15 protein-coding genes are annotated in these 15,857 nt (G+C 64.1%); 12 read left to right on the plus strand and 3 right to left on the minus strand.

What is annotated here, in order from left to right; translation table 11 throughout:
• Window positions 1-69 precede the first annotated feature (69 nt).
• The 4 genes from OZ411_RS15965 (at window position 70) to OZ411_RS15980 (ending at window position 5,729) form a co-directional block, all read left to right on the plus strand.
• Complete coding sequence (locus OZ411_RS15965) at window positions 70-762, plus strand: glutathione S-transferase family protein (RefSeq protein ID WP_028164834.1); 693 nt, start codon at window positions 70-72, stop codon at window positions 760-762.
• The gene (gene queG / locus OZ411_RS15970) at window positions 711-1,946 is read left to right on the plus strand and encodes a tRNA epoxyqueuosine(34) reductase QueG (protein ID WP_282528743.1); all 1,236 of its coding nucleotides are present in this window, start codon (window positions 711-713) and stop codon (window positions 1,944-1,946) included. Before OZ411_RS15965 ends, queG begins: the two co-directional genes overlap by 52 nt.
• A gap of 224 nt (window positions 1,947-2,170) precedes the next feature.
• Complete coding sequence (locus OZ411_RS15975; protein ID WP_282528744.1) at window positions 2,171-4,099, plus strand: hypothetical protein; 1,929 nt, start codon at window positions 2,171-2,173, stop codon at window positions 4,097-4,099.
• A 13-nt stretch (window positions 4,100-4,112) separates the two neighbouring features.
• The gene (locus OZ411_RS15980) at window positions 4,113-5,729 is read left to right on the plus strand and encodes a PEP/pyruvate-binding domain-containing protein (RefSeq protein WP_282528745.1); all 1,617 of its coding nucleotides are present in this window, start codon (window positions 4,113-4,115) and stop codon (window positions 5,727-5,729) included.
• A gap of 131 nt (window positions 5,730-5,860) precedes the next feature.
• On the opposite strand, the gene OZ411_RS15985 is transcribed toward OZ411_RS15980, so the two are convergent.
• Window positions 5,861-6,331 carry a nuclear transport factor 2 family protein gene (locus OZ411_RS15985; protein WP_130581649.1) on the minus strand — a complete coding sequence of 157 codons (471 nt, stop codon included), beginning with the start codon at window positions 6,329-6,331 and terminating at the stop codon, window positions 5,861-5,863.
• A 137-nt stretch (window positions 6,332-6,468) separates the two neighbouring features.
• On the minus strand, window positions 6,469-7,284 hold the full coding sequence (locus tag OZ411_RS15990; RefSeq protein ID WP_282528746.1) for an alpha/beta hydrolase: 816 nt from the start codon (window positions 7,282-7,284) through the stop codon (window positions 6,469-6,471).
• Window positions 7,285-7,507: 223 nt separating this feature from the next.
• Here OZ411_RS15990 and infC point away from each other — a divergent pair, with 223 nt between their 5' ends.
• The 8 genes from infC (at window position 7,508) to OZ411_RS16030 (ending at window position 14,788) form a co-directional block, all read left to right on the plus strand.
• Entirely contained in the window at window positions 7,508-8,047 is a 540-nt protein-coding gene (gene infC, locus OZ411_RS15995; protein WP_130581655.1) for a translation initiation factor IF-3, read from the plus strand.
• A gap of 331 nt (window positions 8,048-8,378) precedes the next feature.
• Window positions 8,379-8,579, plus strand: a complete 201-nt coding sequence (gene rpmI / locus OZ411_RS16000; protein WP_028164829.1) for a 50S ribosomal protein L35 — start codon at window positions 8,379-8,381, stop codon at window positions 8,577-8,579.
• 72 nt (window positions 8,580-8,651) lie between these two features.
• A complete protein-coding gene (gene rplT / locus OZ411_RS16005) occupies window positions 8,652-9,011 on the plus strand; it encodes a 50S ribosomal protein L20 (protein ID WP_027581334.1) in 360 nt (119 codons plus the stop codon).
• A gap of 106 nt (window positions 9,012-9,117) precedes the next feature.
• Window positions 9,118-10,200 carry a phenylalanine--tRNA ligase subunit alpha gene (pheS, locus tag OZ411_RS16010; protein ID WP_130581646.1) on the plus strand — a complete coding sequence of 361 codons (1,083 nt, stop codon included), beginning with the start codon at window positions 9,118-9,120 and terminating at the stop codon, window positions 10,198-10,200.
• Window positions 10,201-10,202: 2 nt separating this feature from the next.
• Window positions 10,203-10,613 carry an ASCH domain-containing protein gene (locus OZ411_RS16015; protein ID WP_130581654.1) on the plus strand — a complete coding sequence of 137 codons (411 nt, stop codon included), beginning with the start codon at window positions 10,203-10,205 and terminating at the stop codon, window positions 10,611-10,613.
• Entirely contained in the window at window positions 10,610-13,018 is a 2,409-nt protein-coding gene (gene pheT, locus OZ411_RS16020; RefSeq protein WP_282528747.1) for a phenylalanine--tRNA ligase subunit beta, read from the plus strand. The genes OZ411_RS16015 and pheT overlap by 4 nt, the downstream gene beginning before the upstream one ends.
• Window positions 13,015-13,791: a sulfite exporter TauE/SafE family protein gene (locus OZ411_RS16025; RefSeq protein WP_282528748.1), complete on the plus strand. Its 777-nt coding sequence runs from the start codon at window positions 13,015-13,017 to the stop codon at window positions 13,789-13,791. Before pheT ends, OZ411_RS16025 begins: the two co-directional genes overlap by 4 nt.
• 52 nt (window positions 13,792-13,843) lie before the next feature.
• The gene (locus tag OZ411_RS16030; RefSeq protein ID WP_282528749.1) at window positions 13,844-14,788 is read left to right on the plus strand and encodes an MBL fold metallo-hydrolase; all 945 of its coding nucleotides are present in this window, start codon (window positions 13,844-13,846) and stop codon (window positions 14,786-14,788) included.
• A gap of 97 nt (window positions 14,789-14,885) precedes the next feature.
• Here OZ411_RS16030 and OZ411_RS16035 read toward each other — a convergent pair whose 3' ends face one another.
• Window positions 14,886-15,269 carry an SHOCT domain-containing protein gene (locus OZ411_RS16035; RefSeq protein WP_282528750.1) on the minus strand — a complete coding sequence of 128 codons (384 nt, stop codon included), beginning with the start codon at window positions 15,267-15,269 and terminating at the stop codon, window positions 14,886-14,888.
• Between the last annotated feature and the right edge of the window lie 588 nt (window positions 15,270-15,857).

Raw genomic sequence — 15,857 nt, forward strand, 5'->3', positions numbered from 1 at the left:
ATCGTGAATTAGTGTCCCTGATCTGCCGCGGCTTCGACACGATCAGGCCGTGAACTGCTGAAGGACTTCATGTACACGCTGTTTCATCATCCGTTCTGTCCGCATTCCCGTTTCATTCGCCTGGTGCTTGGCGAATACGGGCTCGATCTGCGGCTGGTGGAGGAACGGGTCTGGGAACGTCGCGAGGCCTATCTGGCGCTCAATCCGGCGGCAACGACGCCGACCTTGATCGCCGAGGGTTTCCCGCCGGTTCCCGGTGTCGGCGTGATCGCCGAATATCTCGACGAGGCGCATGGGCTGAATGCCGGCGACCGGCGCCTGATGCCGACCTCGATGGCCGAACGCGTCGAGGTGCGCCGGCTGATGTCGTGGTTCAACGACAAGTTCTTCGAGGAGGCCTCCAATCCGCTGGTGACCGAGCGCATCTACAAGCGCTTCATGAGCGAGGAAGACGGCGGAGGCGCCCCGAATGCGGAGGTGCTGCGCGCGGGCAAGGCCAATGTGCGCTATCATCTGACCTATATCGGCTGGCTGGCGCGGACGCGGAACTATCTCGCCGGCGACCGGCTCACTTACGCGGATCTCGCCGCCGCGGCGCATCTTTCGGCGATCGACTATCTGGGCGACGTGCCATGGAGCGAGGACGACGCAGCAAAGGCGTGGTACGCGCGGGTGAAATCCCGCCCGTCGTTCCGCCCGCTGCTCAGCGAGTGGCTGGCGGGCGTGCCGGCGTCGCGGACCTATGTGGACCTCGACTTCTGACCCCACAGCCCAAGCTTTCACCGGCCGATCTCAAATCCGCGCTCGAACACGAAGCCCGCGCGCTCGGTTTCGACTGCATCGGCGTGACCGATCCCGGCGCGATCGGCGGCGCGGCCAAATATTTCCGCGAGTTCCTCGACTTGGGCGGCCATGGCGACATGGATTGGCTTGCGGCGCATCCTGAGCGCCGCAGCGATCCGCGCGTGCTCTGGCCCGGCGTGCGCTCGATCATCATACTCGGCGTCAATTACGGGCCGGACCAGAATCCGCTCGATATCCTGAAGCACCGCGAGCGCGGCGCGATCTCCGCCTACGCGCAGGGCGATGATTATCACGACGTGATCAAGAAGCGGCTGAAGACGCTGGCGCGATGGCTGGTCGCGGCCAGCGGCGATGACGTGAAGGTGTTCATCGACACCGCAGCCGTGATGGAAAAGCCGCTCGCGCAAGCCGCCGGTCTCGGCTGGCAGGGCAAGCACACCAACCTGGTGTCGCGCGACTTCGGCTCATGGCTGTTCCTCGGCGCGATCTTCACCGCAAGCGAGCTGCCGCGCGATTCCGCCGACATCGATCATTGCGGCTCCTGCACCGCCTGCCAGGACATCTGCCCGACCGCGGCATTTCCCGCGCCCTACAAGCTCGATGCGCGGCGCTGCATCTCCTATCTCACTATCGAGAGCAAGGGCCCGATCCCGCGCGAATTCCGCAAAGCGATCGGCAACCGCATCTATGGCTGCGACGATTGCCTCGCGGTGTGCCCGTGGAACAAGTTCGCGCAAGCCGGACGTGAAGCAAAGCTCGCAGCGCGCGAGGAATTGCGCGCCCCAGTGCTTGCCGATCTCGTGCGGCTCGACGATGCGGCGTTCCGCGCGCTGTTTTCGAAATCGCCGGTCAAGCGCATCGGCCGTAACCGCTTTGTCCGCAACGTTCTGATCGCGATCGGCAACTCCGACGATGCCGCTTTGGCCGGCGAGGCCGAGCGCCTGCTCGACGACGCAAGCCCGCTGGTGCGCGGCGCAGCCGTCTGGGCCTTGTCGCAACTGATGGCGCCTGAAACGTTTGCGGCACGAGCCGCAGAGGCACTTGGCGCGGAGACTGATGACAGCGTGCGCGAAGAGTGGCGCGCATCTTCCCCGTTGCCAAACCCTCATCCTGAGGAGCGCGAAGCGCGTCTCGAAGGATGAGGCCACCGGCGGGCCTCATGGTTCTCCCGGCGATGCGAAGCATCGTCCGGAGACGGCGCTCGCGCGCCTCCTCACCATGAGGGTCAACAGCAATCCCGCTGCGAGAGAAGATGTGGCGGTCGCATCAGATCGAACATGACAACCATATGAATGATCTAGCGCAAGGAGACGGCCGCGGACGCGAGGCATAGAGACGGTAGTGATGTCTCGCGCCCGGTGGTGTCATGAAAGCACAGATCATTAGAGAACTCGGTCAGGCCGATATTCTCTTGCCGTCGCTCGTGGCCGAAGGCCTCGCCGCCAACGATCGCATCAAAGTCCGCTTGAGCGCGCTGCAGGCCGCCGCCGAACATGCGCGCCAGCCCGATCACCCGATCAACGAGCTTGCCGTGGAGAGCCATGCCGCAGGGATCGCGCCGGCGGCCATCGCCTCCTTGGTCGGCGGCGCGCACATGATCGGCGACAGCCGTCTCAGTGCACCCGCGCTCGCAAAGCTGATGAAGGAGATCCAGGACGACATCGCGACCATGATCCGCGCGGTGAATACGGGCAGTGCTGCGGACGGCGAGAAGGCGAATGCACGGCTCGATTCGATCCGCGCCGCCGGCCTGCTCGATGCATCCAGCGAGATCGAACTCGCGCGGATCGCACGGCTGACCGGTGTCGGCGAGGACTCCGGCGCCAGCCTGCACCGGCTGGTGATGGAATTGCACAAGGCGCTCAACAAGCTCGCCGCCGGCTGCTCGGAAGAGGTTCTTGCCGGCGCCCATGTGTTCGGCCTGCACAGCGAGGACCGCGCGCCGGTCGAAAGCTTCATGAAGGGCCTGAACGAGACGCGCGGCCTCAAATTCGATCATCCCGGCCTCGACACCATGGCGACGCGGTCCGACGGCCGGCTCCTGATCCAGAACGACATCGGCACCACCGACGCGCATGTCCTGGTGATTGCGGTCAGGAAGAACGCGGTCACCGTCACCTACAGCGACGTGCATCTGGCGCGCGCGAAATTCTTCATCTCGCTGTTCGACAAGTTCGAGGCGAAGTGGAGCGGGCTCGACCGCCACTCGGCTGATGGCCTTGGCGAGGACAGCGCCTTCTTCCTCGTCACCGGCCAGTTCGAAGGCGAAAGCGCCGCGGACCGCAACGATTTCCTGGCCGCGGTGGGCGCCGCGCTGGTGTTCCTGATCGACTGGAACAAGGCGCGGAAATTGCTGCGGAGCTGGGTCGCCAAGGACGACGCCGCGCGGATCCTGGAATGGGCGGCGCGGCACCGGATCGGCCACCGCGCCTTCCTCGAACTCGGCGGCAATGAACTGCTCGGCGGCGCCGTGCGCAATGCCGCGCCGAACCGCATCGGTTTCGGTGAGCGGCTCGACCAGGCGCTCGGTCGCGCGGCCGCGATCGATTTCCTCAAGACCGTGCTGCGGCTTTCGACCGAGGCGCTGCTCGCCGGCCAATCGGTCAGGATGGTGCGTGACCAGATCGAGGCCGATCTGGTGCGGCGGCTGGAGCGGGTCGAGAGCGCGCTGCTGGCGATGGTGCTGCGTCAGGTCGGGCTGGCGCATGACCTCGTCGCCGCCATCTCCCGTTATGTCGCCACGCTACAGGCCAACCAGACCGCCGACGGCAAGGCGCTCGCCGCGCGCGCAAGCCATATCGAGCAGAAGGCGGATCGCCTCGCCTTCGAGGCGCGGCGCGAAGTCACCCGTCTCGATGCGCGCCCCGTCATCGGGCAGTTGATCGACCGCGCCGAAGAAGCCGTCGATGAACTCGAACAGGCCGCCTTCATCGCCTCGCTTACGCCTGCCTACCTCGACAAGTCGCTGGTGTCGGCGCTCGCCGAACTCTGCGCGGTCGCCATCACCGCGACCGAAGCCGCCGCCAGCGGGCTTGCCGCTGCGATCGAAGTGCCGGAGGGCCGCCGCGCCGATTCCGAGGATGCGCTCGCTGCCGTCGTCCGCCTGGTCGACGCCGAGCACGCCGCCGACACATGCGAACGCACCATCACCACGCTGGTGTTCACCGGCGGCCACGATGTCGCGACCTCGCTGTCCACACTCGAACTCGCCCGCGCCGTGGAGCGCTCGACCGACCGCCTCGCCGGCTTCGGGCACTTGTTGCGGCGGCACATCATGATCGATCTGGCGGCGTGAAGGGGAGGCAACAATGCAAATCGTCCGTATCGGCGGCGACGAGACCGCCTGTCACCCGACTGAGGAGATCGGCGCCAAGGCTGCGAACCTCGCGCGGATGGCGGCGCTCGGCCTGCCGGTGCCGCCGGCCTTCGTGCTGCCCGTCAAACTCTGCGCTGACCTCACCGACAAGCACGCGCACGCGGACGGGCGGCTGCGCGACGGGCTGAAGGAAGGCATCGCGTTCCTCGAAAGCGTCACCGGCAAGCGTTTCGGCGATCACCGGCATCCGCTATTGGTCTCGGTGCGCTCCGGTGCTGCGCGATCGATGCCCGGGATGCTGGAGACGGTGCTCAATGTCGGCTGCACCTCGCGTGCGGTGCACGGCCTGATCCGCGCCACCGGCCGGCCGCGATTGGCATGGGATTGCCGCCGGCGTTTCCTGGAGAGCTTTGCCGAGACCGTGCTCGGCTTCGACCTTGCGCCATTCGCGGCGCGGATCGCCGAGCTCACCGCGCAAGAAGGCGTTGCGACCGACCGCGAGCTCGACAGCGAGGCGATCGAACGGCTCGCCGCCGATGAGCAGGCGTTGATCGAGGATCGCGACGACGGCTGGCTCGAGGATGCGGAAGCGCAGCTCGAACGCGCGGCGCGCGCCGTCTATCAATCCTGGATGAGCGAGCGCGCGCAGACCTATCGCCGGCTGCAGAACCTCGAAGATTTGAAGGGCACTGCCGTGACGGTGCAGGCCATGGTGTTCGGCAATGGCGGGCTCGCTTCGGGCGCGGGCGTTGCCTTCTCGCGCGACCCTTCGAACGGCACAGCGCGGCCGATGATCGACCTGGTGCTCGACGCGCAGGGAGAGGACGTCGTGTCCGGCCGACGCACGCCGGACAATGAGGCGACGATCGCCCGCGCGCTGCCGAGGCTCACGAGCGAGCTCGGCGACATCCTGAAGCGGCTGGAGCGGGAATTCGCTGACGTCCAGGACGTCGAGTTCACCGTCGAGGATGGCAAATTGTGGATCCTGCAGACGCGCTCCGCCAAGCGCACGCCGCGCGCTGCACTCAGAATCGCGATCGACCTCGTGCATGAGGGACTGATCACGCCGAAGGAGGGGCTCAGCCGCATCGCCGATGTCGACCTCGCCTCGCTGGTCGAAGTCTCGCTGGCAACAGTGGAGGATCCGGTCGTCACCGGCATCGGCGCCTCCGGCGGCATTGCTGTGGGGCGCGCCGCCTTCGATTCCGAAAGCGCGCAGCGGCTTGCTTCCGCCGGCGACCCCGTGATCCTGATGCGCCCGGACACCAGTACGGCCGATGTCGCCGGCTTTGCGGTGGCGGCCGGCATCGTCACCGCCGTCGGCGCCCGCACGGCCCATGCCGCGCTGGTCGCGCGGCAGATGGGCAAGCCGTGCATCGTCGGATGCGCCGACATGATGATCGACGCGGCGGCCGAACGCGCCTCGCTCGGCAAGTCGCCCGTCCTGGCGGGCGACTGGATCACCATCGAGGGCGATGGCGGCAATATCTATCTCGGGCGGCGTCAGACGGTCGTGAAGCGGCCGGAAGCGGAGCTTGCGGAAATCGCGAGCTGGCGCTCTCATGCCGGCAACACGCGGCCACAGGCGCGCAAGTCGGCGCCGGCTTGAGCAGCGCAACGTCCTCACCCCTTGTCATTCCGGGGCGATGCGCAGCATCGAGCCCGGAATCCATTTCACCACTTACCCCGCGGCCTGATGGATTCCGGGCTCGCGCTAACGCGCGCCCCGGAATGACGGCCTCAGTTGGCGAGATGCCGCGCCATCTCGGGGCGCGCCTTCAGCTCGGCGCCCTGCTTGGCGACGATCTTTGCGATTCGCTCTGGCACAAAGTGCATATCGAGGAAGGCCGGGGCGGTGTTGGCGACCTCGTGATATTCCGCGATGCGGCCATCGCGAAGGGTCATGATCGCAACGCCCTCGAACATCGCCCGCGCGCCACCAGCCTCCGGCAGCGTCGAGCGGTAGCTGAACGTATAGCGCGCGTACAGCATACGGCCGTCGCTGACGGGGTCATGCATGTCCCAGCGGAAATCGGTCGCGGTGCGATAGAAGACGTCATGGATCATGTCAGCGATCGCGGCATGCCCCGTGAACGCGCCATAGAACACGTCGTGATAGACGCCGTCGTCCGTGAACAAATCAGCGAATGCAGCGCCCTTCCGCTGTTCGACAGCATCGCAGAAGGCGCGGAGCAAGCACGTTGTTTCCATGGCGTTTCTCCCCACTCTTTCTGTCATGCCCCGCGCAGGCGGGGGCATCCAGTATTCCACAGCGGTCGTGATACATCGATGGGCCGCGGCGTACTGGATCATCCGCCTTCGCGGATGATGACAGCGTGAGTGGCCGCTCACCCCATCTCCTTCACTGCGGCGATGATGCGGGCGATGTCCTGCGGGCGCGACAGGCGGTGGTCGCCGTCCTGGATCATGGTCAGCACCACGTCCTCGCTCGGCAGCCGATGCGCCAGCGTGAACGCGTGTTGCCAGGGCACGTCGGGATCCTGCGCGCCCTGCAGGATGCGCACCGGGCAGCCGACATCGATCTTGGCCCCGAGTAACAAATGATTGCGTCCCTCCTCGATCAGCGCCCGCGTGATCGGATAGGGGCTATCGCCATATTGCGACGGCCGCAGCCAGACGCCCTTGGTCTCGATCTCGGCACGGATTTCCGGCGAAAAGCCCTTCCACATCAGCTCTTCGGTGAAATCCGGCGCCGGCGCGATCAGTACCATCCCCGCGAGCGAGGCGCTGATGTCGGCACGCCTGGCAAGCTCGCGCGCCAGCAGCAGCGCCATCCAGCCGCCCATCGAGGAGCCGATCACGACCTGCGGCCCGCTGCAGAACTGCGCGAACACCGCGACACTCTCCTCGAGCCAGCGTCCAATGGTGCCGTCGATGAACTTGCCGCCGGATTCGCCATGGCCGGAATAATCGAACCGGACAAGGGCGCGTTCCTGTTCCATGGCCCACGCGTCGAGCGCGACCGCCTTGGTGCCCTTCATGTCGGAATTGAAGCCGCCGAGCCAGAACAGCCCAGGACTACGCTCAGGACCGCCCGCAAGGCTGCGACCTCCGCGCGCACGCACCGCAATGCGGCGGCTTTCGGCGCCGTTCCCTACCTCGATGAACTCTGGTTCCTGGTCGATAGTCGCGGGACTGGTCATGGGATCGTCATTCTCATCAGTGCGTTTTCGATAGACACGGGCAAACCGTGAGCAGGGAACATATCTCTCCTTGTAGAGTATCCGCTCACCAAATATCTGCTCTGTCGCGTGACCTAAATGCCGCGCATTTGACGGTTTTGGGATGCAACTTGCGAGCACGCTTGCCCGTTGCCAAGTATTGCTTCAAAATATCGCCTTCCTTCACAACTTTGGAGAGTTACCCATTCGCCGTCCCAATAGAGCCCCGCCCGCTGTCGCCAAAGACGGGCCGCGCACCAACGATGAAATCCGCAACGCGCAGATCCAGCTAATCGACCAGAACGGTACCAATATAGGCACCGTGGAAACCATGGTGGCCATCAAGATGGCCATGGAAGCCGGTATGGACCTGGTCGAGATTTCGCCGAATACGAGTCCCCCGGTCTGCAAGATCATGGACTACGGGAAGTACAAATATTCTGCGCAGAAGAAAGCCGCCGAAGCCCGCAAGAAACAGAAGATCGTCGAGATCAAGGAGATCAAGCTCCGTCCGATGATCGACGATCACGACTACGACGTGAAGATGCGCGCGATGCAGCGCTTCTTTGAGGAGGGCGACAAGGTCAAGATCACCTTGCGCTACCGCGGTCGTGAAATGGCGCACCAGGAAATCGGCACCAAACTGTTGGACAAGGTCAAGGCCGACGTCGCGCAATACGCCAAGGTCGAGCAGGACGCGAAGTTCGAAGGCCGCCAGGTCGTGATGGTGCTGGCGCCGCGCTGAGGCGAATTTTCGATCGGTGAAAGAAAACGCCCGCCGGACCGATCCGGCGGGCGTTTCCGTTCAGCCCGTAGCCCGGGTGGAGCGCAGCGCAACCCGGGTCTGTCGCCAAGCGATGCAGGCGTCCCGCAGCGGTTCCGGGATTGCCAATTCGCCCCTACTCTGCCATAAGCGCAACCTTCGCCGCCCGGCTGATCAAGGGCTGCCGTGGCGACGTTCTGTGCGGGTTGTTTCATTTGCGAAAAACCTGAGCACATTCAACGCTCTAACGAGCATTTTAGCCGGCCGGCGCCCCTCGCGGGGCGGTTTCGTGCTGGCACTTAAGGAGAGCCAAATGCCCAAGCTGAAGACCAAATCGGGCGCCAAAAAGCGCTTCAAAGTGACCGGTACCGGCAAGGTGATGCACGCCCAGCGCGGCAAACGCCACGGCATGATCAAGCGGACCAACAAGCAGATCCGCCAGCTCCGCGGCACCCGCGTGCTGTTCAAGACCGACGGCGACAACATCAAGAAGTACTTCTTGCCGAACGCTTGAGCCGAGCCGCTTGAACCTCGCCGCGGTCCGCGCGGCCCCCGTCACCACTTCAGAAATCTAAGGATTTAAGTCATGTCTCGCGTCAAACGCGGTGTGACCGCCCACGCCAAGCACAAGAAAGTCTACAAGGCCGCCAAGGGCTATTACGGCCGCCGCAAGAACACCATCCGCGTCGCCAAGCAGGCGGTCGAGAAGGCCGGCCAATATGCGTTCCGCGACCGCAAGCGCAAGAAGCGGACCTTCCGCGCGCTCTGGATCCAGCGCCTCAACGCCGCCGTCCGCCCGTTCGGCATGACCTACAGCCGCTTTATCGACGGCCTCTCCAAGTCGGGCGTCGTTGTCGACCGCAAGGTGCTGTCGGATCTCGCGATCCACGAGCCGGCGGCGTTCCAGGCGATCGCCGAGAAGGCCAAGGCCGCGCTCGCGGCCTAAACCATCGTCGCTTTTCTGCGAAGTTTCTGGAAATTGTCATGCCCGGCTAGGTCCGGGCATGCGGGCTGGGAGCGCCGGCTTGGTATCCTGGCCAAAAGGGATTGCCATGACCGACCTAGCCCAACTCGAATCGCAAATCCTCGCTGACATTACCAACGCCGGCGACGAAGCGGCGCTGGAAGCCGTGCGTGTCGCCGCCCTCGGCAAGAAAGGCTCAGTCTCGGCGCTGCTTGCCACCCTTGGCAAGATGTCGCCCGAGGAGCGCAAGACACAAGGCGCGGCGATCAACCTTGCCAAGGACAAGGTCACTCAGGCGCTCGCCGAGCGCCGCGAGGTGCTGAAGGCCGCCGCGCTCGATGCCCGGCTTGCCTCTGAGACCATCGACGTCACACTGCCGCTGCGCGAGGCGCCGGCGGAAGCGGGCCGCATCCATCCGCTCAGCCAGGTCTGGGACGAGCTGACGGCGATCTTCGCCGACATGGGATTTTCGGTCGCCGAAGGTCCCGACATAGAGACCGACGACTACAACTTCACCAAGTTGAACTTCCCGATCGGCCATCCCGCGCGCGAGATGCACGACACCTTCTTCTTCAATCCGAAGGAGGATGGCTCGCGCATGCTGTTGCGGACCCACACCTCGCCGGTGCAGGTGCGCACGATGCTGACGCAGAAGCCGCCGATCCGCGTGATCTGTCCCGGCCGCACCTATCGCATCGATTCGGACGCGACCCACACGCCGCAATTCCACCAGGTCGAGGGGCTCGTGATCGACAAGGAGTCGCATCTCGGCCACCTCAAATGGATCCTGCACGAGTTCTGCAAGGCGTTCTTCGAGGTCGACCACATCAACATGCGCTTCCGGCCGTCGTTCTTCCCATTCACCGAGCCGTCGCTGGAAGTCGACATCCAGTGCCGCCGCGACAAGGGCGAGATCCGCTTCGGCGAGGGCGAGGACTGGCTGGAGATTTTGGGCTGCGGCATGGTGCACCCGAACGTGCTGCGCGCCTGCGGCCTCGACCCCGACGTCTACCAGGGTTTTGCCTGGGGCATGGGCATCGACCGCATCGCGATGCTGAAATACGGCATGAGCGACCTCCGCCAATTGTTCGACAGCGACGTCCGCTGGCTCAGCCACTACGGCTTCAAGCCGCTCGATCTCCCGACGCTCGCGGGAGGGCTGAGTACGTGAATCTGAGTGCTGTGCCCGAGCAATATCGGAGCTTGCGCGCGTTCGCCTTTGGCGACGGCCCCGGGCTTGCCGACGAATTGCTCGAACTCGTCATGAAAGGCATCAAGACCGCGACCTGCAGCACTGAAGACGAGCCGAACACCTCGACATCAGGCGAACGCTGGATCGTGCTCGACGGCCGCGGCGAACCGGCTTGCGTCATCGAAACAACCGAGGTGACCTATCGCCGTTTTGGCGAGGTCGACGCAGCGTTTGCCTACGAAGAAGGTGAAGGTGACCGCAGCCTGCAATATTGGCGGGACGCGCACCGCCGCTATTTCGGTCGGCAGGGCAAATTCAGCGAAGACATGATGCTGATGTGCGAGCGTTTTCGTCTGGTTGAGGTTTTTCGCGATCACAGGTTGGCATCATGAAATTCACCCTTTCCTGGCTGAAGGAACATCTCGACACCGACGAGCCCCTGGAAAAGCTCGCCGACAAGCTCACCATGATCGGGCTCGAGGTCGAGAACATCGAGGACAAGGCGAAGGCGCTGGCGCCGTTCACCATTGCGCGGGTGATCTCGGCCGAGCAGCATCCGAATGCCGATCGTCTGCGGGTCTGCATGGTCGACACCGGCAACGGTGCTGCGCCGGTGCAGGTGGTCTGCGGCGCGCCGAATGCGCGAACAGGCCTGATCAGCGTGTTCTCAGCCCCCGGCACCTTCATTCCCGGCAAGAACATCACGCTCGGCGTCGGCACGATCAGGGGCGTCGAAAGCCGCGGCATGCTGTGTTCGGCGGCCGAGCTCGAGATCTCCGACGATCATGACGGCATCATCGAATTGCCCGCCGACGCACCCGTCGGCCAGGGCTATGCCGAATGGGCCGGGCTCGGCGATCCGACAATCGAGATCAACCTGACGCCGAACCGGCAGGATTGCACCGGCGTGCACGGGATCGCGCGCGATCTTTCCGCTGCCGACATGGGCAAGCTCATCGACCCCGCGATCAAGCCGATCAAGGGTGAATTCCCCTCGCCTGTCACGGTGACGGTGGAAGACGCCTCGCTCTGCCCGGGTTTCGCGCTGCGGCTGGTGCGCGGCGTGAAGAACGGCCCATCGCCGGAATGGCTGCAGAAGCGCCTGGCTTCGATCGGGCTGCGGCCGATCAATGCGCTGGTCGATATCACCAACTTCATGACCTTCGACCGTGCGCGTCCCCTGCACGTGTTTGACGCCAGGAAGGTGAAGGGCAATCTGGTGGTGCGCCGCGCCCGCGACGGCGAGACCCTGCTCGCGCTCGACGGCCGCACCTACACACTCGATTCCTCGATGTGCGTCATTGCCGATGACGCCGGCGTCGAATCGCTCGCGGGCATCATGGGCGGTGAGGCCTCCGGCTGCGACGAGAACACCACCGACGTACTGATCGAATCGGCGCTGTGGAACGAGATCAACATCGCGCAGACCGGGCGCAAGCTCGGCATCAATTCGGATGCGCGCTATCGCTTCGAGCGCGGCGTCGACCCGGCCTTCATGGTTCCTGGTCTCGAGCTGGCGACCAAGATAGTGATGGAATTGTGCGGCGGCGCGCCGTCGGAAAGCATCGTCGTCGGCAATCGCTACGGCGACGACCGCGTGATCGATTTCCCGCTGACCGAGGTCAAGCGCCTCGCGGGAATCGAAGTCTCGCTGGTCGAGACGAAGCGCATTCTCACCCATCTCGGCTTCATGGTCGCGGGCACCGGCCCGGTGGTGAAGATCGCAGTGCCGTCCTGGCGCACCGATGTGCATGGCAAGGCCGACATCGTCGAGGAGATCGTCCGCATCGTCGGCGTCGACAAGGTGCCGATGACTCCGTTCGATCGTGGCGAGGAACCTCGCAAGCCGGTGCTCACCTCTATCCAGCTCCGCACCCGCCGCGCCAAGCGCGCGCTGGCCGCGCGGGGCATGGTGGAGGCGGTAACCTGGTCGTTCATCTCAAAACCCGCGGCGGAATTGTTCGGCGGTGGTCAGGCCGAGCTGGCGCTTGCCAACCCGATTGCATCCGACCTCTCGGACATGCGGCCGAGCCTCTTGCCCGGCCTGGTCGCAGCGGCGCAGGCGAACATCAACCGCGGCTATCCTGACGTGGCGCTGTTCGAGGTCGGCCAGGTGTTCAAGGGCGACAGGCCGGAAGACCAGTTCGTTGCCGCTTCCGGCGTGCGCCACGGCTTCGCCTCGTTGGAAGGCCTGGGGCGGAGCTGGTCCGGCTCGGCCACCGCTGACGCGTTCGATGCCAAGGCCGACGCCTTTGCCGTGCTGGCAGCGGCCGGCGCGCCGGTGCAGGCGGTGCAGATTGTGCCCGGCGGCCCGGCCTGGCTGCATCCCGGCCGTTCCGGCACGATCCAGATGGGCCCGCAGAACGTGCTCGGTCATTTCGGCGAGTTGCATCCGCGCGCGCTGGAGGCGCTCGGCGCCGATGGCCCGATGATCGCGTTCGAGGTGATCCTCGACCGCATCCCCGAGGCCAAGCGCAAGCCGACCCGCGCCAAGCCCGCGCTCGAACTCTCCGCGTTCCAGCCGGTGTCGCGCGACTTCGCCTTCATCGTCGACCGCAGCGTCAAGGCGGGCGATATCGTCCGCGCCGCGCTGGCCGCGGACAAGAAGCTGATCACAGAGGTCACCGTGTTCGACGTCTATGAGGGCAAGGGCATGGACGACGACAAGAAGTCGATTGCGATCGCGGTCACCATTCAGCCGCGCGAGAAGACGCTGACCGACCAGGAGATCGACGCGGTGGCAGCCAAGATCGTCACTGACGTCACGAAGAAGACCGGCGGCACTCTCCGGGGATGAGCCCGTTCGGTCTCATCTCTTCGGACGTCAGCCTCAACGTTGCGCTGGCAATCTGTGCCATCGCCTTCGTCTCGGGAACGGCGCGCGGCTTTTCCGGTTTCGGCTCCGCGCTGATCTTCATGCCGCTGGCGAGCAGCATCGCCGCGCCCCGCCTGGTCGCAGCGCTACTGCTGATCATCGATTTCGTTGCGGCGATGCCGCTGGTTCCGAATGCGTGGAAGCACGCCGACCGCAAGGCCACCGCGATCATGGTACTCGGTGCACTCGTCGGCGTGCCAATCGGCACGTATTTTCTCAGCGTGCTCGATCCCGTGACCACGCGCTGGATCATTTCCGGCTTCGTCGCTGCGCTGATGGTGCTGTTGCTGTCGGGCTGGCGCTACCGCGGCAAGGACCACGCTGCGCTTTCAATCGGCATCGGCGGCGTCTCCGGCTTCTGCAGTGGGCTCGCGCAAACCGGCGGCCCGCCGATCGTCGGCTACTGGCTTGGGCGCCCGATCAGTTTCACGGTGGCGCGCGCCAACATCGTGCTGTTCTTCGGCGCCTCGGATTTCTTTTCCGTCGTGAGCTATTTCTTCACCGGCCTGATCACCGCCGATTCCATCAAGTTCTCGCTCGTGGTCGGGCCGGTCTACGCCATCGGCGTATGGTTCGGCGCCTCCCTGTTCGGCAAGGCCAGCGAACGCGTCTTCCGCGCCATCTGCTACGCCCTGATCGCCGCCGCCGTCATCGCCGGCCTGCCCATCCTCGACGGCGTGCTGCGAGGCCGCTAGATTCGGAAATCGGACGCGCGCTAGTCTAAAGAAAAGGCCGAGGGAGGTATCGATGATCGATCGCCGGAATACGCTGAAACTGGCGCTGGTCGGCGCCGCCGCACTTGCCGCACCGGCTGTGCTGGCGCAGGCCACAAAGCCTCGGACGCGGATCGTCTTTCTGGGCACCAAAGGCGGCCCGCGCGTCGGCGTTGGCGCTTCAAATCCTGCCAACCTCATTGTGGTCAACGACACGCCGTTTGTCATCGATTGCGGCATGGGCGTAAGCCGTCAGCTCGTGAATGCGGGCGTGCCAATCCCTTCCATCAAATACATCTTCATCACCCACCATCATTCCGATCACAATCTCGAATACGGCAATCTCTTCTACAATGCCTGGGCCGCCGGCCTGTCCACGCCGATCCATTCGTTTGGCCCGAGGGGGATCGAGGCGATGACAAAGGCGTTTTGGGAGCTGAACAAGTTCGACGTCGAGACCCGGATCGAGGATGAAGGCCGGCCCGATCCGCGCAAATTGCTGATCGCGAAAGATATCAGCGACGACGGTGTGGTGTTGAAAACATCCGACGTGACGGTCACGGCCTTCCGCACGCCGCATCCCCCGATCGTCGACAATTTTGCCTACAAATTCGAGACGCCCGACGGCACCATCGTGTTCTCCAGCGATACCGCCTACAATCCGCAGCTCGCCGAATTCGCCAGGGGCGCCGACGTGCTGGTGCATGAATGCATGTATCTGCCTGCCGTCGATCGCCTGGTCGCGAAGACGAAGAACGGAGCAACGCTGAAGAAGCATCTGCTCGAGAGCCACACCACGACCGAGGACGTCGGCCGCATCGCGGCGGCTGCGGGAGTGAAGGTGCTGGTGATGAGCCATTTCGTCCCCGGGGACGACCCGCTGGTCACTGACGAGAATTGGACCGAAGACGTGAAGAAGAATTTTTCCGGCCGCATCGTGGTGGCGAAAGATCTGATGGAGTTGAAGCTGCCGGTGTGAGTCGCATGTCAACCGCGATCACGATGATCGCCGACCAAGCCACAGGGGCTGCGCGCAGCACAGCAAGGATATCAGCGCGAGGAAGGGCCGAGCAGCATTACTGTACGAGCCGAGCGCGCAGCCGTGTAAATTCAGCGTCGCTGATCGACCCTGCCTGTTTCAGCCGACCGAGCTTTTCGATTTCATCTGCGGCGCTGAAGCCAACTGCGCTCCTGAGTTCGTCGCGCGCCTGCCGAGCTTGTTGCATGTTACGCTCCGCCATGCCTCTTCCCTGAAAGATCAGGTATGCAAGCATGAAAATGAATGGAAATATTATCCATCCTATCACCCATATTGCCTTGACCCAGCCCGAAATGTCGTGGCGTCGGAATAGATCGGAAGCGACAGTAATGAGTAGCCAGAACCACACGATGAAGAAGAATATGGTGAGGACGTCCAGCAGGAAATTTCGATAGGTGAAGCCCTCCTGAAAGAAGAACATTGCAATCCTCCTCTGCCTGCCACTGGGTGCAACAGTTCCAGCCGACCCGATATTGTTCCTTAGAGCGCGATCCCGCTGCCCGCGTTTGATTTAGATCAATACATGTCGGATCGAGGGTCACCCAGGCGGGCATCCCCCGGTCTTCAACCTAGGTCTGCTTTGCCCTCAAGAGCGGAAGCCGCTCGGGTACACGCCTTCCAACCAGGCGAGTGCTTTGCTGCGCTCGCAATGACGATGTGGATGCAGTGGGTGCGACAAATCAACCCGACGGGCAAATCACCCGAATGTCTGTCCAGTGCTCACGCGAAAAATAAATCGCCTAACTCGTCGGGCAAATCAGTGATTTAACTTCGCGCGTCTCACGGTAGATGAGGGGCGGGTCGCGATCGTCACGAACGTTGCGGTGAGATGCGGTGGACGGGATGCGTGTGACTGACGAGCATGCGCATCACGGACGGCGAAGTCGTGTGGTCCTGGCGCCCCGACGCTGGCGCTAAGTTCTGTTCGTTGAGCAGAGTGACGGTGGCAAGAAAGCCCGGTCACCGGGGAGAGCACGAAGGAAACCGTAACACCATCGCGCAGGGAAAG

The organism is Bradyrhizobium sp. Arg237L (assembly GCF_029990105.1).
Lineage (GTDB): Bacteria > Pseudomonadota > Alphaproteobacteria > Rhizobiales > Xanthobacteraceae > Bradyrhizobium.

Bases quoted from the DNA above. Each gene is read 5' to 3' on its own strand.
- OZ411_RS16030 (WP_282528749.1), top strand. From the start codon at position 13,844: ATGATCGATCGCCGGAATACGCTGAAACTGGCGCTGGTCGGCGCCGCC.
- OZ411_RS15965 (WP_028164834.1), top strand. From the start codon at position 70: ATGTACACGCTGTTTCATCATCCGTTCTGTCCGCATTCCCGTTTCATT.
- OZ411_RS15980 (WP_282528745.1), top strand. From the start codon at position 4,113: ATGCAAATCGTCCGTATCGGCGGCGACGAGACCGCCTGTCACCCGACT.
- OZ411_RS15985 (WP_130581649.1), bottom strand. From the start codon at position 6,331: ATGGAAACAACGTGCTTGCTCCGCGCCTTCTGCGATGCTGTCGAACAG.
- rplT (WP_027581334.1), top strand. From the start codon at position 8,652: ATGTCTCGCGTCAAACGCGGTGTGACCGCCCACGCCAAGCACAAGAAA.
- pheS (WP_130581646.1), top strand. From the start codon at position 9,118: ATGACCGACCTAGCCCAACTCGAATCGCAAATCCTCGCTGACATTACC.
- pheT (WP_282528747.1), top strand. From the start codon at position 10,610: ATGAAATTCACCCTTTCCTGGCTGAAGGAACATCTCGACACCGACGAG.
- OZ411_RS16025 (WP_282528748.1), top strand. From the start codon at position 13,015: ATGAGCCCGTTCGGTCTCATCTCTTCGGACGTCAGCCTCAACGTTGCG.
- rpmI (WP_028164829.1), top strand. From the start codon at position 8,379: ATGCCCAAGCTGAAGACCAAATCGGGCGCCAAAAAGCGCTTCAAAGTG.
- OZ411_RS16035 (WP_282528750.1), bottom strand. From the start codon at position 15,269: ATGTTCTTCTTTCAGGAGGGCTTCACCTATCGAAATTTCCTGCTGGAC.
- OZ411_RS15975 (WP_282528744.1), top strand. From the start codon at position 2,171: ATGAAAGCACAGATCATTAGAGAACTCGGTCAGGCCGATATTCTCTTG.
- OZ411_RS15990 (WP_282528746.1), bottom strand. From the start codon at position 7,284: ATGACCAGTCCCGCGACTATCGACCAGGAACCAGAGTTCATCGAGGTA.